17 protein-coding genes are annotated in these 17966 nt (G+C 66.9%); 10 read left to right on the top strand and 7 right to left on the bottom strand.

Annotated features, from left to right (window positions below):
* Window positions 1-192 precede the first annotated feature (192 nt).
* The gene (locus AB0B25_RS20430) at window positions 193-1302 is read left to right on the top strand and encodes an IPT/TIG domain-containing protein (RefSeq protein WP_357181668.1); all 1110 of its coding nucleotides are present in this window, start codon (window positions 193-195) and stop codon (window positions 1300-1302) included.
* Here the strand turns inward: AB0B25_RS20430 and AB0B25_RS20435 are convergent.
* From AB0B25_RS20435 to AB0B25_RS20450, 4 genes are all read right to left on the bottom strand, one after another.
* Complete coding sequence (locus AB0B25_RS20435) at window positions 1224-2084, bottom strand: SDR family oxidoreductase (protein ID WP_357181671.1); 861 nt, start codon at window positions 2082-2084, stop codon at window positions 1224-1226. The two genes, AB0B25_RS20430 and AB0B25_RS20435, sit on opposite strands and share 79 nt — an antisense overlap.
* 112 nt (window positions 2085-2196) lie before the next feature.
* Window positions 2197-3237 (bottom strand): PP2C family serine/threonine-protein phosphatase, encoded by a 1041-nt coding sequence (locus tag AB0B25_RS20440; RefSeq protein ID WP_357181674.1) that lies wholly within the window; start codon window positions 3235-3237, stop codon window positions 2197-2199.
* Window positions 3238-3691: 454 nt separating this feature from the next.
* Window positions 3692-4336: a pentapeptide repeat-containing protein gene (locus AB0B25_RS20445; RefSeq protein ID WP_357181678.1), complete on the bottom strand. Its 645-nt coding sequence runs from the start codon at window positions 4334-4336 to the stop codon at window positions 3692-3694.
* Window positions 4337-4538: 202 nt separating this feature from the next.
* On the bottom strand, window positions 4539-6035 hold the full coding sequence (locus tag AB0B25_RS20450) for an NAD(P)/FAD-dependent oxidoreductase (RefSeq protein WP_357181681.1): 1497 nt from the start codon (window positions 6033-6035) through the stop codon (window positions 4539-4541).
* 362 nt (window positions 6036-6397) lie between these two features.
* On the opposite strand from AB0B25_RS20450, the gene AB0B25_RS20455 reads away from it, so the two are divergent.
* From AB0B25_RS20455 to fabG, 3 genes are all read left to right on the top strand, one after another.
* Window positions 6398-7792 (top strand): amino acid permease, encoded by a 1395-nt coding sequence (locus AB0B25_RS20455; protein WP_357181684.1) that lies wholly within the window; start codon window positions 6398-6400, stop codon window positions 7790-7792.
* A 441-nt stretch (window positions 7793-8233) separates the two neighbouring features.
* The gene (locus AB0B25_RS20460) at window positions 8234-8854 is read left to right on the top strand and encodes an HAD hydrolase-like protein (RefSeq protein WP_357181687.1); all 621 of its coding nucleotides are present in this window, start codon (window positions 8234-8236) and stop codon (window positions 8852-8854) included.
* Window positions 8855-9079: 225 nt separating this feature from the next.
* Window positions 9080-9832 carry a 3-oxoacyl-ACP reductase FabG gene (gene fabG, locus AB0B25_RS20465; protein ID WP_357181690.1) on the top strand — a complete coding sequence of 251 codons (753 nt, stop codon included), beginning with the start codon at window positions 9080-9082 and terminating at the stop codon, window positions 9830-9832.
* A 97-nt stretch (window positions 9833-9929) separates the two neighbouring features.
* On the opposite strand, the gene AB0B25_RS20470 is transcribed toward fabG, so the two are convergent.
* Window positions 9930-10649 (bottom strand): SDR family oxidoreductase, encoded by a 720-nt coding sequence (locus AB0B25_RS20470; protein WP_357181693.1) that lies wholly within the window; start codon window positions 10647-10649, stop codon window positions 9930-9932.
* A gap of 100 nt (window positions 10650-10749) precedes the next feature.
* Here AB0B25_RS20470 and AB0B25_RS20475 point away from each other — a divergent pair, with 100 nt between their 5' ends.
* Window positions 10750-11595 (top strand): helix-turn-helix transcriptional regulator, encoded by an 846-nt coding sequence (locus AB0B25_RS20475; protein WP_357181696.1) that lies wholly within the window; start codon window positions 10750-10752, stop codon window positions 11593-11595.
* Between the two features lie 41 nt (window positions 11596-11636).
* Here AB0B25_RS20475 and AB0B25_RS20480 read toward each other — a convergent pair whose 3' ends face one another.
* Window positions 11637-13919: an excinuclease ABC subunit UvrA gene (locus tag AB0B25_RS20480; protein WP_357181699.1), complete on the bottom strand. Its 2283-nt coding sequence runs from the start codon at window positions 13917-13919 to the stop codon at window positions 11637-11639.
* Window positions 13920-14356: 437 nt separating this feature from the next.
* Here AB0B25_RS20480 and AB0B25_RS20485 point away from each other — a divergent pair, with 437 nt between their 5' ends.
* Together AB0B25_RS20485 and AB0B25_RS20490 are read left to right on the top strand one after the other, a co-directional pair.
* A complete protein-coding gene (locus AB0B25_RS20485) occupies window positions 14357-14644 on the top strand; it encodes a hypothetical protein (RefSeq protein WP_357181702.1) in 288 nt (95 codons plus the stop codon).
* A gap of 41 nt (window positions 14645-14685) precedes the next feature.
* Window positions 14686-15048, top strand: a complete 363-nt coding sequence (locus tag AB0B25_RS20490; protein ID WP_357181704.1) for a hypothetical protein — start codon at window positions 14686-14688, stop codon at window positions 15046-15048.
* 33 nt (window positions 15049-15081) lie between these two features.
* Here AB0B25_RS20490 and AB0B25_RS20495 read toward each other — a convergent pair whose 3' ends face one another.
* On the bottom strand, window positions 15082-15966 hold the full coding sequence (locus AB0B25_RS20495) for an LLM class F420-dependent oxidoreductase (RefSeq protein WP_357181707.1): 885 nt from the start codon (window positions 15964-15966) through the stop codon (window positions 15082-15084).
* 161 nt (window positions 15967-16127) lie between these two features.
* On the opposite strand from AB0B25_RS20495, the gene AB0B25_RS20500 reads away from it, so the two are divergent.
* The 3 genes from AB0B25_RS20500 to AB0B25_RS20510 all read left to right on the top strand — a co-directional run bounded on the left by AB0B25_RS20500 (window position 16128) and on the right by AB0B25_RS20510 (window position 17904).
* The gene (locus tag AB0B25_RS20500; RefSeq protein WP_357181710.1) at window positions 16128-16361 is read left to right on the top strand and encodes a hypothetical protein; all 234 of its coding nucleotides are present in this window, start codon (window positions 16128-16130) and stop codon (window positions 16359-16361) included.
* Between the two features lie 72 nt (window positions 16362-16433).
* A complete protein-coding gene (locus AB0B25_RS20505; protein WP_357181712.1) occupies window positions 16434-16721 on the top strand; it encodes a nuclear transport factor 2 family protein in 288 nt (95 codons plus the stop codon).
* 40 nt (window positions 16722-16761) lie between these two features.
* Window positions 16762-17904: an alkaline phosphatase family protein gene (locus AB0B25_RS20510; protein ID WP_357181715.1), complete on the top strand. Its 1143-nt coding sequence runs from the start codon at window positions 16762-16764 to the stop codon at window positions 17902-17904.
* The last annotated feature ends 62 nt before the right edge of the window (window positions 17905-17966 follow it).

Raw genomic sequence — 17966 nt, forward strand, 5'->3', positions numbered from 1 at the left:
GGTATTTCAGTGGGCTCGGCAGGAATGCGCCCAGATCTAAGAGAAAACGGACGAAAAGGGACAGGCAGAGGCATTGTCCGGCAACGGATTCAGGGTCGTTAATGGAAAAGGCGTGCCGCCGAAGGAACCCGGTCGAGGATCGACATCGGCTAGGACGGCAATCGCCACGTCGTGGCGGGCTCGCCGACAGTGATGCGGTCGGGGTCATATCGACAAGGAGGCAGCGTCTTGCCTATTTCTCCCAGCCAGGGGGAGACCGGAGGCGGGACCACCGTCGCCATCACTGGCACGAACCTCGGCGGCGCCACCGCCGTGCACTTCGGTTCCAAGTTGGCCACTATCACCGACGACACGACTACATCGATCACCGCTGTCTCGCCATCCGGGGCGGGCGCTGTCCCGGTAACCGTGACCACGGAGGGAGGGACCAGCAACCCGCTGTCGTACTTCTATGTCGCGGCGCCGTTCATCGGCACCCTGTCGTCGGTCTCCGGCGTCACCGCGGGCGGCAATACAGTGACCATCACCGGCACCGGTCTGTCCACCGCCTCCGCGGTGCATTTCGGCGCCGCGTCCGCGATCCCGACTGTGGTCAACGACAGCCAGGCGACCGTGGTCGCCCCCGCGGGAACGGGGACGGTGTCGGTCACGGTCACCACCGCCGGCGGAACCAGCAACGGGCTGTCCTACACCTACGTGCCGGTTCCCACACTGACCTCGGTCTCACCGACTTCGGGGTCGGCGCCCGGGGGGGGACCTCGATCACCCTCACCGGCACCGGCTTCACCGGCGCTACCGCAGTCAGCTTCGGCCACCGTAGCGACATCGCTGACCGTCAACTCCAGTACCCAGATCGCCGCGGTCGCCCCTGCGGGAACGGGGACGGTGTGTCGGTCACGGTCACCACCACCGGCGGAACCAGCAACGGGCTGTCCTTCATCTACATCTGATGCTGTCGCGCGCGGCAGCCCCGAGCCCTCCGCTCGCCGGAACTCGAGGCTGCCGCTGGACAAGGTTGCGACCACCGTCCTCGCCGGGAGTCGTTATTACGTGGTTCGACCGGTTCGGTGGCATCGCGGCGGCGGACGGCCACCCTTCGATGTGCGCCCTCGGGTTGATACCGCCGTCCGATCAGAAAGGTTCTGGCGCAACAACTTCGAGCACCGCACGAACGACGGCGAGAACGGTCGACAGTGGGCGAGTCGGGTGGTTCCGAGTCGGTGTCAGGGTGCGGATGCCGTGGCCTTCTGGTCGATGTATCGGGTCATCGCCCAGTTCAGACCGCGCATCGCCAGGGTGTAGGCGGGCGGGAAGTAGCGCTGCGCCCAGAAACCGACCCGAATGTCGTGCGAGGTGAAGACCAGGTATCTGTCGCGCTCGACGCCGCGCACGATCGACCGCGCGGCCGCCTCCGGGGTGACCGCGTGTCGCATGAACAGCGACATGCCGCGTCGCACCGCCTCGGCGGTCCGGTCCACGCCCGCGATGTCGAGGCTGTCGACCATCGGCGTCGACATCGCCCCTGGGCACACCAGGCTCACTCCGATGCCGTGACGGCGCAAGTCGAACCGCAGCACCTCGGACACCCCGCGCAGGCCGAACTTGCCCGCGCTGTAGGGGGCGTGCCAAGGCAGACCGAACAGGCCCGCAGCCGAGGACACGTTCACGATATGGCCGCCGCGTCCTGCCGTGATCATCGGCGGAACGAACTCCTCGATCACATGGATCGGCCCCATCAGGTCGATGTCGATGGTGCGCCGCCACTGCTGGTGGGTCAGTCGGTCGACGGTGCCCCACGTCGCGATACCCGCGACATTCATGACGATGTCGACACTGCCGACTTCCGCGTGGACCGCGGCTGCCAACGCGACCACTTGGTCGTAGTCGCTGATGTCGGCGGGTGCGGCAAGAGGAACGGTCGCGCCCGCCGCGCGCGCGTCGTCGGCGGTCCGGCGCAGACCGTCCTCGGTGATGTCGGTCAGGACGAGGGCAGCGCCTTTGGCCGCGGCCGCGAGCGCCGTGCTGCGGCCGAGGCCGCTGGCCGCCCCGGTGATCAAACACGTCTTGCCGCCGAACTGGGTCATAGTGGACGACCCTACGCAGCCATCGAGACCGCTGTCCACCACGCCGGCAACACTGTCCCAGACGCAAGTCGGCTCCAGTTCGGCGCCGGATCACCCTTGCCTACTTCGAGTTTCACTGTCCCCGACGTTGTGGGACCGGTGCCAGAGCGACGGTGATGTTGTCGCCACCACCGGAGCGCAACGCAAACTCGACGAGGCCACGGGCCACCTCGATGGGTGCCGCCTCCGCCACCCGACTCGTCAGCGTGGCCGGGTCGGGAAGATAGTTCCACAGGCCGTCGGAGCACAGCAGGAGCAGGCCGGGGCCGATGGTCCGAACGACCCGGACGCAATCGTCCGCCCACGGCTCGAGCGGGCTGTCCGCACCAAGCCATCGGATGAGAGTGTGCGCCCGCGGATCGTTCATGGCGTCGCTTTCGTCCAGCGCGCCCGCGTCGACCAAGGCTTGGGCCCACGAGTCGTCGACGCTCAGCCGTTGCGACGGGGCGTTCCCCGGCCCGTCCGTCGATTCCGCGGGCAGCCAGTACGCACGGCTGTCACCGACGTTGGCGACGGTGATCTCGACCGGCTGCGCACCACGTGGCACGATCGCGCAAACGTAGGTGCACGACGGCGCCGGGCCATCTGCAACGTCGACCTCGCGGACCGCCTGCGCGGCCGCGGCGAGCCCGGCCATGATCGCGTCGGCCGGGAGCCGCCCTACCGCCAGCGCGGCGACTGTCGCATGCACTCCTGCGCGCACCGCCGCACCTGAGGCCACCTGTGGCTGGGCGGACGTGGACACACCGTCGCTCACCGCGATCACCGTGGCCGCGGAACTGCCCGCGGCCACGCCGTCGAAGACCGCGGTTGCGACGGAGTCCTCGTTTCGCGTGTGCACGAGTCCGCGATCGGTCATCACCGCCACCGCGCCGAGATCCGCCTCGAAACGATCGAGTCCCGCCTCGGGCCGACCGCAACCCACGCATCGCCCTTCGGTGTCATATCGGTCGCCGCCACACCTCGCGCAGGGGCCGCCGAGTGGCTTGGCATCGCGACTCGGTAACGCGATGTATCGGTAGCCGAGGTCGAGCCCGCAGACCGGACAAGTGGCGCCGTCGAAGCCGGTATTCGCGCATCCCGCGCAGCGAAGACCGACCCCCTCGTCGCTCATCGGTATATCCCCACGCGCGCGCCTGTCGATTCGGAGACGCCCTGCGTAACCAGTCCGCGTGGCCGTATCCACAATGGCCCGCTGCTGGTGCGAGGTTTCACACCGTCCTCCTTCTTATCCCCGGCCCGGCGACTTCGATGGCGATAGTACGGGAACCTTCCCAGCGTCAGATGCACAGCGGGGTCGAGTCGCCTCGGCAGGTTGTCCCGTGGCGGATACGCCTGCAGCGGGCGCACGTAAGCGCACCCGGTGCGATCACACGGGATACATAACAGGCCCGCGCGGAGCTCGGGCGCCGCGCACGAACCAGGTCGGTGCCCAGAGCGACTGCCAGCCAGGCGAGTGGAACTTCCTCGGCGAAGTGGTTGTGCCGAAATTGGGCGCCTCACCGGAATAGCCAACTCGGTCACCAGGTTCCACCGTGCAGCAGGTAGATCGGCCACCACCGAGCCGATCAGTCTGTGACGGTGATACCCACTGCTCGCGCGAACGCCGGAGCGAGGTCGATCAGTTGCATGGTGCTGATCGTCGCGCCACGCAGGGAGTCGAGCCCACCGATGATGTCGAGAGTGGACGCACCGCGCAGGTCCACTTCCGATAGCCGAGCCCTGTGCAACGACAGCCCACCCAACCGCGATCCGGGGATCGTGATGTTGGTGAGGGCGGCATCACCGAAGTCGCAGTCACACAGCACACAATCGATGAAGGACACCTCGCGCAGTCGGGCAGCGCGGAAGGTGACCGAGTCGAACTTGCATCCCTCGAACCGCATCCGGCGCAGGTTCGCGCCCGCGAAATCGACGCCGGAGAAAGCAGCGGAGACCAGTTCGCCGTCCATCCAGAAGGTGTCGGCGAGTTCGGTGCCCACCCAGCGGACATCGCGCAGCCACACATCGGCGAACCGGGTGTATCGCATGCTCCCTCCGGTGATCACCGTCGAGGTGAACACGGACTGGCTGAACCGAGCGTTCTGCACATCGAGTTCGTCGAACCGGCCACCGTCGACCCGCACACAGTCGTAGTCGCCTTCGGGCTCCAAAACACCCTCCGGGGCGGTGAGGTATTGCGCGTAGGGCAGGTCGTGAAATTCGCGCGCCATGCGTTCCTCCGGTTCATCGCGGTTGACGTCGCCGCTCGAGTACGCGCAATATGGTGCCGCACAGTCGGTCCAGCATGCGGCGCAGAGCGGACCCGCAGATTCTCCCCGCGTAGGCCGCCGCGATCATGGGGCTGTTCTAGTCGAGAGCGATGCTGTGCGAGTTGTCCACGCTCGCTGCGGGCACGCCGCCACCTCGACGCGCTCAGGCGCTGCGGGATCCCCCCAATGGAGGTGCCGTCTCCGCGCGACCGAAGGTGAGCACTCCGTCCTCGAGCGCGCCCTTGCGCAGTAGCTGACGGTCCCGAAAGTAGTTGTTGATCACCCGCCATGGGCCGTTGGTGCCTTGACGCGGCATCACCGCGTCACCGCGCCGGATGTAGCCGGAGGTCAGAGCGCCGCCCATCACCGACTCCGCGGAGCGGTCGCCCTCCTCGGCGACCGCCTCGACCCAGGTGTAGCCATGCCGCTTCATGTGGTTGAGTACACGGCAGAAGTATTCGGCGGCGAGGTCGGCCTTCAGCGTCCACGAGGCGTTGGTGTAGCCGAGCACCATCATCGCGTTCGGAACGCCATCGAGCAGCACGCCCTTGTAAACCACCCGATCGCGGGTATTCACGGACTCACCGTCTATCACCAGGCTCGCGCCTCCGAGCATCTGCACACTCAGCCCGGTTGCGCTGACGACGATGTCGGCCGCGAGTTCCTCGCCGGAGACCAAGCGGATGCCGGTCTCGGTGAAGGTCTCGATACGGTCGGTGACGATGGACGCCTTGCCGCCGCGCAGCACCTTGAACAGATCGCCGTTGGGCACTATGCACAGCCGTTGGTCCCACGGGGCGTAACTCGGGGTGAAGTGGCGCAGGTCGACATCTGAGCCGACTTGCCTGCGCACCGCGCCGAGCAGCAGCTTCTTGGCTGCTTGCGGATTGGATCGGGAGAGCTGGAAACTCGCACGCTGCAACGCGATATTGCGGGCGCGACCGATACGGTAGGCCATCTCTGCGGGCACTCGCGCCAGCTTCAAGCCGACTGCCACCGGGTCGTCGGCGGGCAGTGAGGTGATGTAGGTCGGCGAACGTTGCAGCATCGTGACATGTGCCGCGTCATCGCTCATGGCCGGGATCAAGGTGATCGCGGTGGCGCCGGATCCGATCACGACAACCCGCTTACCGGTGTAGTCGAGGTCTCCGGGCCAGTGCTGCGGGTGCACGATCCGCCCGCCGAAGCTCTCCTCACCGGGAAACTGCGGCCGATAGCCGTTGTCATAGTCGTAATAGCCGGTGCAGCCGACCACGAAATCGCAGGTATAGACCTCGGTCTCACCAGTGTGTTCGTTATACGCCTCGATCGTCCATCGGCCTGCCCGACGGGACCAGTGCGCCGTGGTCACCTTGCGTCCGAACCGGATGTGCTCGGTGACGCCATACTCGGCGGCGGTGTCCTCGATGTACTGGCGGATGTGCGGTCCGTCGGCGAGCACCTTGGTGCCTTTCCAGGGACGGAAGCCGTAGCCGAAGGTGTACATATCCGAGTCGGAACGAATTCCGGGATACCGGAACAGATCCCAGGTACCGCCGACCGCAGACCTGCGCTCCAGGATGACATAGCTGCGTCCGGTGCGCTCTTTGGTCAGATGGCAGGCCACGCCGATCCCGGACAGCCCCGCACCAATGATCAGTACTTCGACATGCCGCATCATCGGGGTACTCATTTCGTCGGGTCGGCACGGCCACCTTCAGCCGAGCGCTGCCGCCAGATTATGTGTTATCTAAAGTTGCGTCTAGTTGTGCCGGTGAATGCTTTCCCGCGGCTCGGCGTACACCTCGTCTTGTCCGGCTACCCGCACGCACTGGTTCCCGGTGCGCGCGTTGCCGAACGCGGCGCCTCCACCCCATCGAGTACGGCGGCGGCGTCACGCCATCGCCATCGTCGAACAGCCCAACGCCGAGCCGCCGACACGGCCGCAAACACCCCGGTAATCGGCGCATTTCCGGGCGCGGCGACAATGTCTACCGATCCAGCTTCCGGCCGCGACCGGAGAGCCGACGTCTTAAGGGAGTCATGACCAGTACATCCGCCCGGCGATGGCGTCGCCGCCTGCCCGACACCGCGACAACCGAGGCAGGCGCGCCAACGCTCGCGCGCAGGCTCGGACGGCTCGATCTCACCGCCATGGGCGTCGGCACCATCGTCGGTGCGGGGATCTTCGTCATCACCGGCGTCGCCGCCGCCGAAAAGGCGGGGCCCGCAATCGTATTGTCGTTCATCCTGGCCGGAACGGTCTGCGCGCTGGTGGCACTGTGCTACAGCGAACTCGCAGCGATGGTGCCGGTGTCGGGCAGCGCCTACACCTACACCTACGCGACGCTCGGGGAAGCACCGGCGTTTCTGGTCGGATGGAACCTGCTGCTGGAGTTCATCATCGCCGGTGCCGCCGTGGCGATCGGCTGGTCGGGAACCACCGTGTCAGCGCTGGAGTCGATGTTCGGCATCACCGTACCGAAGGCGCTCGCCGCCGGGCCCGCCGAAGGCGGCGTGGTGAACCTGCCTGCCATGTTGATCATCGCGGCGATCGTCGTGGTATTGGTCGGCGAAGTGACACTCACAGCGCGGATCACCAAAGCGCTGGTAACCGTGACCATCGGTGTGCTTGTGCTGGTGGTGGCCGTCGGCGCGCCACACGTCGACATCGGCAATTGGACGCCGTTCGCACCGTTCGGGCTCGGCGGCGTCATCGGCGGCGCGGCGATCGCGTTCTTCGCCTTCCTCGGCTTCGACGTCGTGGCTGCGTCGGCGGAAGAAGCCCGTGACCCGCGCCGGGACGTGCCGTTCGCCATCATCGGTACGGTGCTCATCGCCACCCTGCTCTACGCGCTGGTCAGCGCGGTGCTCACCGGTATCGCGCCGTTCGCGGCGCTGAACAACGGAGCACCGATCGCGACCGCATTCGGCAGGCTGCACATCGGTTGGATCGGCAACGTCATCGTGATCGCGTCGATCATCGCGCTCAGCAAGGGCCTCCTGATGGTCGTGTACGCGCAGGTGCGGCTGATGTTCGCGATGTGCCGCGACCGGCTGCTGCCATATGGGCTCGCCGTCACCGGCAAGCGCTCGACCCCGACACGGCTCACACTGGTACTCGGCGTGCTCGGCGCGATGGTCGCGGGCTTGCTGCCGATCGATATCGTGGTCGAACTGGTGAACATCGGCGCGTTGTCGGCGTTCGCGGTGGTATGCGTCGGTGTGCTGGTGCTGCGCCGGGTGGAACCGGATCGCGAACGACCGTTCCGGACCCCGTTCGTCCCGCTGGTTCCGATTCTCGCGCTGACCGGCTGCGCCCTGCTCGCGACCACGCTCGACGCGCTCACCTGGGTGCGGTTCGCAGTATGGGTACTCGTCGGGATCGGGGTCTACCTCGGATACGGACGCAAACGCTCCACGCTTGTTGAAGCGTGACACGCCGCCGGGCGGTCCCGGCCGGGGAACATCACGGCTGATAGCCAGCCCCGAACACGCGTCTGTCTCGAGACAACGTGACCGCACAATGTGCGTGTCTGCATCGCATGCCAGAACATCAAAACTTGCCTCGTGACACCGCAGGACACTCTCACATCGCCGCGCGGATCGGTGCGCCGAACCGAATCGAACGTGTCGAGGTCGACGATCCGCGGCTGCGCCGATCGTGCAGCGCTTCACTTCATGCAAGTCTGCGCGGAATGCGGAATTCACAGCGGCGCAGCTGTTTTCACGATGGCATCGACTGCACTGCGGGTTCCACGTGAATCAGCTCCGGGTGGACGCGCGCATCCGCTGTGGCGCTGATCGCCCGGTCCTGGCGAACAACCGTTGCCATCGGTCGCATCGTCTCGCCGCAGCCCGGGCGTCTAGGGTCGAGTGATGACCTGGACCGCGGGATTCGACCTCGATATGACGCTGATCGACTCGCGCCCCGGCGTCTCCCGGGCCATCGACATCCTCGCCGCCGAGTTCGGCCTTCCGCTATCCGGCGACAAGTTCGCAGATCGGCTCGGACCGCCAATGGCCGATCTACTCGTCGACGCCGGAGCACCCGCGGAACTTGTGCCCACGCTGGTCACCCGTTACCGCGCGCTGTATCCCGCGCTCGTGCCGAGCATTCCTGCGATGCCCGGCGCGCAGGCGGCGCTGGCGGCCATCACGGCGCGCGATGGGCGGGTGCTCGTTGTCACCGGCAAGCACGCCCCGCTCGCGCGCCTGCATATCGACGAACTCGGCTGGCGCGTCGATCATCTCGCTGGTGATCTGTGGTCGGCGGCCAAGGCTACCGCGCTGCGCGAGCAGGGGGCGGATCTGTTCGTCGGCGACCATGTCGGCGATATGCGCGGAGCGAGAGCCGCCGGAGTGGTCGCGGTCGGGGTCACCACGGGCCCGTGCGCGGCGGATGAGTTGCACGCGGCAGGCGCCGACGTGGTGCTCGCGGACCTCACCGAGTTCCCGGCCTGGTTCGCCAAGGAGTTCGGCGCAGCGATCGTGGGGTAGCAAGCATCGCTCCGAGTCGCGACGTCGGGCCGTCCAGCGGTGCCCGACGGCCGGTGTCGAAGACGACCCTGGCGCGTCTCACGCTTCCGCCCGCCGGCAGGTGCACTTCGTCGAATACGGATGGCCGCGGCGGTCGACCACTCTGGACCGTGGCAGCCGCATCCATGAACTGCCCATCGGATGTACCCGGAGCGATATGTTCGCACTCTGAGAGGAGAACGAGCGATGCACCGATTCACCGATAAAGTCGCCATCGTCACCGGCGCCGCACAGGGCATTGGCGCGGCCACCGCGTTGCGCCTGGCCGCCGAGGGCGCGACCGTCGCCGTCCTGGACCGCAGCGCCGTCGACGAAACCGTGGCGCAGATCACCGCTACGGGCGGTGTCGCGCGCGGTTACGTCTGCGACGTCACCGATCGCACGTCGGTCCGGACCACATTCGATACGATGGCATCCGATCTCGGCCACCCGCACATACTGGTCAACAACGCCGGCATCACCCGAGACGACCTGTTCTTCCGCCTGTCCGAGGATGACTGGAACACCGTACTCTCGGTCAACCTGACCGGCGCCTACCACTGCGCGCAGGTCGCGCAGAAGTTCATGGTGGCCCGGCGTTACGGCAAAATCGTGTCGCTGTCGAGTCGATCGGCGCTCGGTAATCGCGGCCAGGCCAACTACGCGGCCGCCAAAGCAGGCATCCAAGGCTTGACCGCGACCCTCGCTATCGAGCTCGGCCCGTACAACATCAACGTCAATGCCGTCGCACCCGGATACATCGCGACGGCTATGACCGCCGCTACCGCGAACCGGATGGGGATGACCGCCGAGGACCACCAGAAGACTGTTGCCGAACGCACGCCGCTCGGCCGGGTCGGCCAGCCCGAGGAAGTTGCGGCGGTCATCGCCTTCCTCGCCAGCGACGACGCCTCCTACGTCAGTGGGCAGACGCTATATGTCAACGGCGGCGCGCGCTAGCGATATCGAACCGGCGTACTCGCCGGACACCCGATCCCCTCGGCCCGATCGGCCCACGCACCACGGTGATCGGCCGAGAACGCGAGCGCCGGTGCACTCACCAAGCCACCGGCCCGGTCCGGTCGAAGAACCCGCCGGTCGGCCCGTCCGGGCCGAGGGTTGCCAGCCGCACAATCGCGTCGGTCCCCTCGGTGACGGTCTGGACACCAGCATGGCCGTTGAGGTCCGTCGCGGTGTAGCCGGGGTCGGCAGCGTTGACCTTCATTCCCGGCAGCGCACGCGAATACTGCGAGGTAATCATGTTCAACGCCGTTTTCGACGCGGGGTAGGGCAGACCGAGCAGGGTGGATTCGAGCCGACCGGGGTCGGAGGTACGCGCCAGCGAACCGATGCCGCTCGAGACCATCACGATGCGCGGTCGAGCCGCGTCGCACAACAGCGGCAGGAACGCGTTCGTCACCTGGACCGGTCCGAACACGTTGGTCTCGAACACCGCACGGAAATCAGCGGCCGAGACCTCTTGCGGCATCGCGCGGGTACCCCCGATACCCGCATTGTTGACCAGTACGTCCAGCCGGGGCGTGCGCTGCCGGATCGCGTCGACCGCCGCGGCGATCGACGCGTCCGACGTGACATCGAGTTGGACGAACTCGACGTCCAGCCCGGTCCGGACGAGTTCCGCGGCGGCCGCCGCGCCCCGATCCGGGTCCCGTGAGCCGAGGAAGACTCGCCAGCCCAAACCCGCCAGTCTGCGCACGGTTTCGCGTCCCAACCCCTTGTTCGCTCCGGTCACCAGCGCCGTTGTCATCTCCGTCATGCCACGAGTGTCGCCATACCCCGGACCGGTGCACAGGGCTGCCAGCTCCTGGGAGTAGCGGTCCCACCCCGGCCGCGACCGGCTGGGGGATGATCGGACAATGGATCGGACCGAGTTGGCCGCACTGCTCCGGCAGGCACGCGACAGGGTGCGCCCGGGTGATGTCGGCTTGCCCGCCGGTTCGCGCAGACAGGTGCCAGGGCTGCGCCGCGAGGAAGTCGCACAGCTCGCTGGCGTCAGCGTGGACTATGTAGTGCGATTGGAGCAGGGTCGCGGCCCCCACCCATCCAGCTCGGTGCTCGCCGCGCTCGCCCGTGCGCTACGGCTCAATGACGAGGACCGCACTCTGCTGTTCCAGTTCGCGGGCGCGGCGCCGCCGCAACATGGCCGGATCGAGATGGTGGTGCGGCCGAGCGTATTGCGTCTGCTCGACCGGATGGCGGACCTGCCCGCGTTGGTTCTTTCGGCGAAATCCGATGTCCTGGCATGGAATTCGATGGCAATCGCACTGCTCGGTGATCTGTCGGCGTGGCCGCTCGCGCGGCGCAACATCATCTGGCAGCGCTTCCTGGGGACCGAGCGAGGACGGTTCGCGATGACGCCCGCAGAGGCTGACAACGCCGCGGCGTTCTCGGTGGCAAGTCTGCGCGGGGCCCGCGCCCGTTACCCCGACGATCCCGATCTGCTCCGCCTCATCTCCGAACTGCGTTCCCGCAGCCCGCGTTTCGAGCAGCTGTGGAACGAGCGGCGGTCCGGGCAGTGGCGTAGTGCGAGCAAAACGATCGACCATCCGGAGTTCGGGCCGCTTCGACTGGACTGTGACACCCTGTTGGTCCCGGACACCGATCAAGCCGTTGTCGTCTACTCGGCGGCGCCCGACAGCCCAGAAGCCTCCGCGCTGGATCTGCTCCGGGTCACCGGAACGCAGCGGTTCACCCCCGCGTAGCACCCGAGCTCGAGCTCGGCCGCTGACGATTACGCGCGCCCCTACGCCGCCTTGTACCGGCGCAAGTACTCGCCGGTCAGCGAGGTGGGGTGGCCGAGAAGAGCGGCGGGCGTTCCGGTGAATACGATCTCGCCACCGGCCTTGCCGCCATCGGGACCCAAATCGATCACCCAATCCGAGTGGGCGACCACGTCGAGGTTGTGTTCGATCACCACGACCGTATTACCGCGGTCCACCAGACCGTCCATCAGCGCGAGCAGCGTGTCCACATCCGACATGTGCAAACCGGTGGTCGGCTCGTCCAGTACGAAGACGGTTCCGGTGTTGTGCAGTTGTGTCGCCAGCTTGATCCGCTGCCGCTCGCCGCCGGACAGCGTGCTCATCGCCTGGCCGAGGCTGAGGTAGTCGAGCCCGACCTCGTTCATAGTGCGCAACTTGGCATTCAGGGCCTTCTCCGGGAAGAACCCGAGAGCTTCCTCGGCCGACAACTCCAGTACATCGGCGATCGACTTGTCGCGCAGGGTCAGCGCGAGCACGTCGTCGGAGAAACGCCGCCCGTCGCAGGCGTCGCAATGGGTGGTCACCGGATCCATGTAGGCAATCTCGGTGATGATCACGCCGCGACCCTCGCATTGCTCGCAAGCGCCCGTCGAATTGAAGCTGAACAGACCGGGCGACTTTCCGGTCGCCTTGGCGAACAACTTGCGTATCGGATCCATCAGACCGAGATAGGTTGCGGGCGTGGACCGCGACGACGCCGCGATCGCCGACTGGTCGACAAAGATCACCTCTGGATGCTGCACCACGAACACGTCTCGGATCAGGCTGCTTTTGCCCGAACCTGCGACGCCGGTGATCGCCGTGAGGATGCCGGTCGGGACCCCGACGGACACATTTTTCAGATTGTGTGCCGTCGCACCGGCGATGAGCAATTCGCCCGTACGCTCGCGGAAGCTGTCCTTGACGCGAAACGGCCTGCGCAGCCCCGCACCGGTAGGGGTCTCGGCCGCTCGGAGGTCGGCGAAACTGCCCTCGAACACGACTTGCCCACCGCGCACACCCGCGCGCGGGCCGACATCGATGACATGATCGGCGATCTGGATGACATCCGGATCGTGCTCCACCACGAGCACCGTGTTGCCCTTGTCCCGCAACGCTCTCAGCAGGTTGTTCAGGCGGCCGACATCGCGCGGGTGCAGACCTACGCTCGGCTCGTCGAAGACGTAGGTCATGCCGATCAATGTGCTGGACAGATGCTTGATCATCTTGAGCCGCTGGCCCTCACCGCCCGACAGCGTCGAGGTCGGACGGTCCAGGCTCAGATAGCCGAGGCCGATGTCGGCCACGCGCTGCAGAGCGGTCCGGATGGCGCCCGCCAGGCCGACGGCAGCCGGGTCGGTGATCTCGTCGAGTACCGCCATCAGGTCGGTGACCTGCAGTCCCGCCCAGTCCGCGATGTTGCGCCCGTCGATCTTCGTGGCGAGCGCCGCGGCGTTCAGCCGGGCGCCGTCGCAGGTCGGACAGGTGCCTTCGGTGAGGAACTGCTGCATCTGCGCGCGGGTCTTCTCGCTGAGCGTGGAGGTGTCGCGCTGCAGCCTGGTGCGGGTGAACCTGGTGACGATGCCCTCGTAGTTCGCCTTCCAGGTGCCCTTGCTGAAGGTCAGTTCCACCTTGCCGCCGGTGCCGTGCAGCAGGTCGTGGAATTCGTCAGCGGTGTAGTCGGACAGCGTCTTGTCCGGATCGAACCGGCCTGATTTGCCATACAGTTGCCAATCCCCACTGCCCACCGCATAGCCCGGCAACAGGATCGCGCCCTCGTTGAGCGACTTGGTCCGATCGAGCAGTCGATTCGGATCGGCACACACTGTGACGCCCAGTCCGTCGCAGTCCGGGCACATGCCCTGCGGCACGTTGAACGAGTAGTGATAGACGAATCCGGCCGAGGGCGAGCCGAATCGAGCGAACATGGCCCGCACCATGGAAAAGACGTCGGTCATGGTGCCGACGGTCGAGCGCGGCCCGCCGCCTACCGGCTGCTGGTCGATGATCACCGGCGCGGTGAGGTTCTCGATCGCTTCAGCGTGTGGACGCTCGTAGCGGGGCAAGAAGTTGAGGATGAACGCGGGGAACGTGGCGTAGAGCTGACGCTGCGACTCCACGGCGATGGTGTCGAAGACGATCGACGACTTGCCGGAGCCGGAGACCCCGGTGAAGACGGTGATCTTGTTCTTGGGGATCTCCAGGGACACATTGCGCAGGTTGTGCTCGCTGGCCCCGAGTATCCGGATTACGTCCGGGAATGCGGCGGATTCTGCGAAAGGCATATCGAACACCTTGCCATCGGGTACCGACAGGGCGCACGCAGCGATGTCGCCTGGACCATAGTGCCGTCACCGCGGTGGCGACGCGGCGCCATGCTCCGCTGCGGGTCGGCATGGCAGCTCTCTACCGTCTCGTCGCTTCCGGCGGCACCTGGCGGTAGTCGGCCTCTGGAACATGACCGCGCGCAGCGACTTTCGCTGTCTATCTCGGCTTCTGCCGGCGATTCGGGCGACGACGCCGTGCACAACACGGATGACGGTCCCGGCGCGCTCATCCGCGACGCTGAAGACAGCTACCCCGATATCCGTGCGGTCGTGACCGAAACTCCTCCCCAGGGCGCAGCTGCGGCGTAGGTTCCTGTGGCGCTACACCTTGCTCTGGCACAAGCCCATGTGATCGGTTGTTCGCGGCGGACGCAGTGCCGGGTTACAGTCGTGGTATGACGTCGCCTCGGGACCGTGGAACGCGGAAGGTCACCGTTACGCTGCCCGAGGATGTGGTGGCGGCGCTCGAGCGGTGGCGGACGACCGGCCGGATCGAATCGGTGTCCGCGTTCGTCGCCGAATCGGTGCTGGCGAGGATCAACCAATCCGAATCGCTGGCCAAGCTCGAGGAGACATTCGGCGGCCGACCGCCGCTGGACCTGATCAACCGCGCCCGTGCCGCGCAGGGGTTACCGCCGCTGTCGGAAGAGGAGGCGGGCGGCCCGCACGCCGGCGCGGCGTGAGAGCCAGGGCCTTAGGTGGCGTCGTCTTCGATGCCGCCGCTGTGATCGCGTTCGCCAACCGCGCCAACTATGCCCAGGCGGTCACCTGGGCGACGGTGAGCGCGGGCAATACCATCGTCGTCCCGAGCACCGTTCTCGCGGCGGCCCGCGCTCACATTCCCTCCGACCGACGCGACGTCCTCGGCGTACTGCTCGGCCTGCCGCATACCGTGATCCCGGCGTTCGATCAAGCGACCGCAGAACGCCTCGGCGTCGACATCGTCGGCAACCCCGCGGCCGAAGCCCTGATCGCGGCGGGTCACGCCACGCGCGAGGCGGTCACGCGGGACTGGCCGTGCCTCACCAGCCGCCCGAAGAAGCTTCGCCAGATCGACCCGCGCGTCATCATCGACCCGCTCCCTTGACACCGGTCGGTTCGGCCGGCCTCCGGGGTCCGGTCAGCGCAGGAGCTGGATGACAGGCGCGAACTTGTCCATACTGTCCTCGAGCACGGTGACATAGGTGATGCCGTACCGGTCCCGGCGATCGCGAACGTGGTCGGCCATCTCCTGCGGGGTGCCCATGAGCAAGAGAGGGTGCGCTTCCGGGGTGTCGGCGACATCGGGGGGCAGTGCGGGGCCGAAGATCTCTAGGACATCCGCGCGCTCGGCGGGCGGGACCACACGCTGCACCAAGATGTTGAACTCGACCCTATCGATGCGGGGGCCCAGCAGTTCGCGCACGTAGGCCACGCGCTCCTCGATTTCGGCGAGTCCAGCCATTTGCAGTGGCGCGCCGTTACGCGCGGCGGCGGCCCCGGTGAAGGCAATGATGTCGGCGTGCTCGGCGGCAACACGCAGCAATCGGTCGCCCCAGCCGCCGATGAGTAGGGGCGGGCCGTACGGTTGCGCGGGCTGCGGCTGGTACTCCGGATCGGCGAACAGCCGCCGCAATGTGACCACAGTGTCGGCCAGATGCTCGACCCGTTTGCGACCGCTGTCGAAGGGGATCCCCGCGGTCTCGAACTCCGCCTGCACATAGCCTGCGCCGAGGCCGAGTTCGATCCGGCCATCGGTGAACTGGTCGGCGCCTGCCACGTCGCGGGCCAGCAGCGCCGGGTTGTAGAACGGGGTGTTGAGCACGAAGGTGGTCAATCGAACCCGCTCGGTCGCCTCGGCGGCCAGGATCATCGCGGGGAAGGGCGCCGGCAAGCCGAGGTGGTCGGCGACGCCGATCACGTCGAAGCCGAGTTCCTCTGCCCTACGACATTTTTCGATCCACTTCGACCGAGATTCCGGGACCAGCATATTGACACCGAACCGGAAGGAGCGCTGCGCAGTCACACCTCTTGTCTAACGAACCGGGTTGGGCGCGCTCACCTCGCCCCCGCGTTCGCGCGGTTCGCACGGGGCCGGCGCCTCTCCCCTGCTCTCACGGCGCCGGCGAACACGACGACGGCAGCGGCGGCCACCGGGACAGGGCAGCTCAACACCTGCCCGACCATGTGACCGGTCTGCCTCTCGGCGGTGTCATCGCCCGCGCCGCGACGGTGGTGACGCGCTGGCCGTCATGTTCCGGGCTTCGGGCCACCAGCTGGCCTTGCCATGTCCGGGCGGGCAGCAGGATGAGCGCGGGCCACTCCCGCACTACCGCGTCGACACTGGCGGACGATGTCGTGCGACTGATCGCCGCGCTGATCGAGCGGAGCGCTTCCCCGCTGACCTACAGTGAACGCTAGATATTTGCTGTCTGATGCTTCCCCCATCGATCCGAGAGGAAGGTACGGATGACCGCACAGCTGGACCCGACGGTGCAGGAGTTCGTCGACGCGCTCAACGCCAACGATCAGGATCGCTTCTTCGCGGTGCTCGCAGACGATGCGACCATGTCCGACGACGGCGTGGAACGCAACCTCGCCCAGTGGAGCGAATCGGAGATCTTCGGCAGCAACGCCCGCATGCAGATCGAGTCCATTGGCGACAGCGGCACGGAACTCGTTGCCGACTACACCAACTCGCGCTGGGGCTCGATGCGCACGAGCTGGCGGTTCGTCGTCCACGCCGGCAGGGTCAGTCGCTTCGAAACCGGGCAGGCCTGAGCACTTGCCCTCCGGACCCCGAACTTGACATTCTGACCCCGTGTTCGTCGCGCCCCGTTACGGAACGGCCTCCCTGGCCGACCTTTTTCCCTCCGTCCTCGCCGGGCTCGGCGTACCAGGCGCGGACGATCGACTAGGTCTCGAGCTCACCGCGGCCAACGTCTGCGTCCTGCTCGTGGACGGACTCGGCGCTGACGCGCTCGCGGCGAATCTCGATGCGGCGCCATTTCTCGCCGGCCTCCCGTCCATCACACTGACGGCGGGGTTCCCGACGACGACAGCCACCAGCCTGGGTTCGCTCGGCGTCGGCGCCCCACCCGGCGAGCATGGGATTGTGGGTTATCTGCTCAGCATTCCCGGCTACGACCGGCTGCTGAACCCGCTTGCCTGGCGGTTGCACGGTGAGCAGAACCCGTCCGATCTGCGGGCCGAGCTCGTGCCAGAGGAATTCCAGCCCACTCCAACGGTATTCGAGCGCGCGGCCGCCGACGGTATCGCCGTGGCCCAGGTGTCGCCGCGCTATCAGGAAGGGTCGGGATTGACCAGAGCGGTATTGCGCGGCTGCGAGTTCCGTCCCCAGATATCGTTCGGCGACCTGGTCGCCAACGTCGCCGAGGCGTTGCGCGCAGGGCCCCGCTCGCTCGTCTACACCTACCACGGCGAACTCGACCTCACCGGCCACGTGCGCGGGCCGTCTGCCCCGGCCTGGCAGTTGGAACTCGCCCACGTCGACCGACTGGCGGCGGCGATCGCCCGACAACTGCCCCCGGATGCGGTTCTGATCGTCACCGCGGACCACGGCATGGTAGAGCTCACCGACCGCGTCGACTTCGACACCACAGCCGCGCTGCAGGACAGCGTTCGTCTGCTCGGCGGCGAGCCACGCGCCAGACACGTCTATACCCGCGATGGCGCGGCGGCCGACGTCGCGGCGACCTGGCAGGGCACGCTCGGCGCGGATTTCGCGATACTCACCAGGGACGAAGCGGTAACCAACGGCTGGTTCGGCCCGACGGTCATGCCCACGATCGCCGATCGTATCGGCGATCTGGTCGTGGTCGCTCGCGGGCAGGGCGGCGTGATCCGCAGCGGCACCGAGCCGTTGCAATCGATGCTGGTCGGCCACCACGGCTCGCTCACCCCGGCCGAGATGAACGTCCCACTACGGGTATTCCGCGCGTAGACCCGGTCCACCGGTCGGCGTAGACTCGCGCGCCCTGGCCTTAGGCTGGACTCGATCGACGC

This window comes from Nocardia sp. NPDC049190 (genome assembly GCF_040648115.1).
Taxonomy (GTDB): Bacteria; Actinomycetota; Actinomycetes; order Mycobacteriales; family Mycobacteriaceae; genus Nocardia.

Bases quoted from the DNA above. Each gene is read 5' to 3' on its own strand.
- AB0B25_RS20435 (WP_357181671.1), bottom strand. From the start codon at position 2,084: ATGACCCAGTTCGGCGGCAAGACGTGTTTGATCACCGGGGCGGCCAGC.
- AB0B25_RS20450 (WP_357181681.1), bottom strand. From the start codon at position 6,035: ATGATGCGGCATGTCGAAGTACTGATCATTGGTGCGGGGCTGTCCGGG.
- AB0B25_RS20480 (WP_357181699.1), bottom strand. From the start codon at position 13,919: ATGCCTTTCGCAGAATCCGCCGCATTCCCGGACGTAATCCGGATACTC.
- AB0B25_RS20445 (WP_357181678.1), bottom strand. From the start codon at position 4,336: ATGGCGCGCGAATTTCACGACCTGCCCTACGCGCAATACCTCACCGCC.
- AB0B25_RS20470 (WP_357181693.1), bottom strand. From the start codon at position 10,649: ATGACGGAGATGACAACGGCGCTGGTGACCGGAGCGAACAAGGGGTTG.
- fabG (WP_357181690.1), top strand. From the start codon at position 9,080: ATGCACCGATTCACCGATAAAGTCGCCATCGTCACCGGCGCCGCACAG.
- AB0B25_RS20475 (WP_357181696.1), top strand. From the start codon at position 10,750: ATGGATCGGACCGAGTTGGCCGCACTGCTCCGGCAGGCACGCGACAGG.
- AB0B25_RS20440 (WP_357181674.1), bottom strand. From the start codon at position 3,237: ATGAGCGACGAGGGGGTCGGTCTTCGCTGCGCGGGATGCGCGAATACC.
- AB0B25_RS20430 (WP_357181668.1), top strand. From the start codon at position 193: ATGCGGTCGGGGTCATATCGACAAGGAGGCAGCGTCTTGCCTATTTCT.
- AB0B25_RS20460 (WP_357181687.1), top strand. From the start codon at position 8,234: ATGACCTGGACCGCGGGATTCGACCTCGATATGACGCTGATCGACTCG.
- AB0B25_RS20485 (WP_357181702.1), top strand. From the start codon at position 14,357: ATGACGTCGCCTCGGGACCGTGGAACGCGGAAGGTCACCGTTACGCTG.
- AB0B25_RS20455 (WP_357181684.1), top strand. From the start codon at position 6,398: ATGACCAGTACATCCGCCCGGCGATGGCGTCGCCGCCTGCCCGACACC.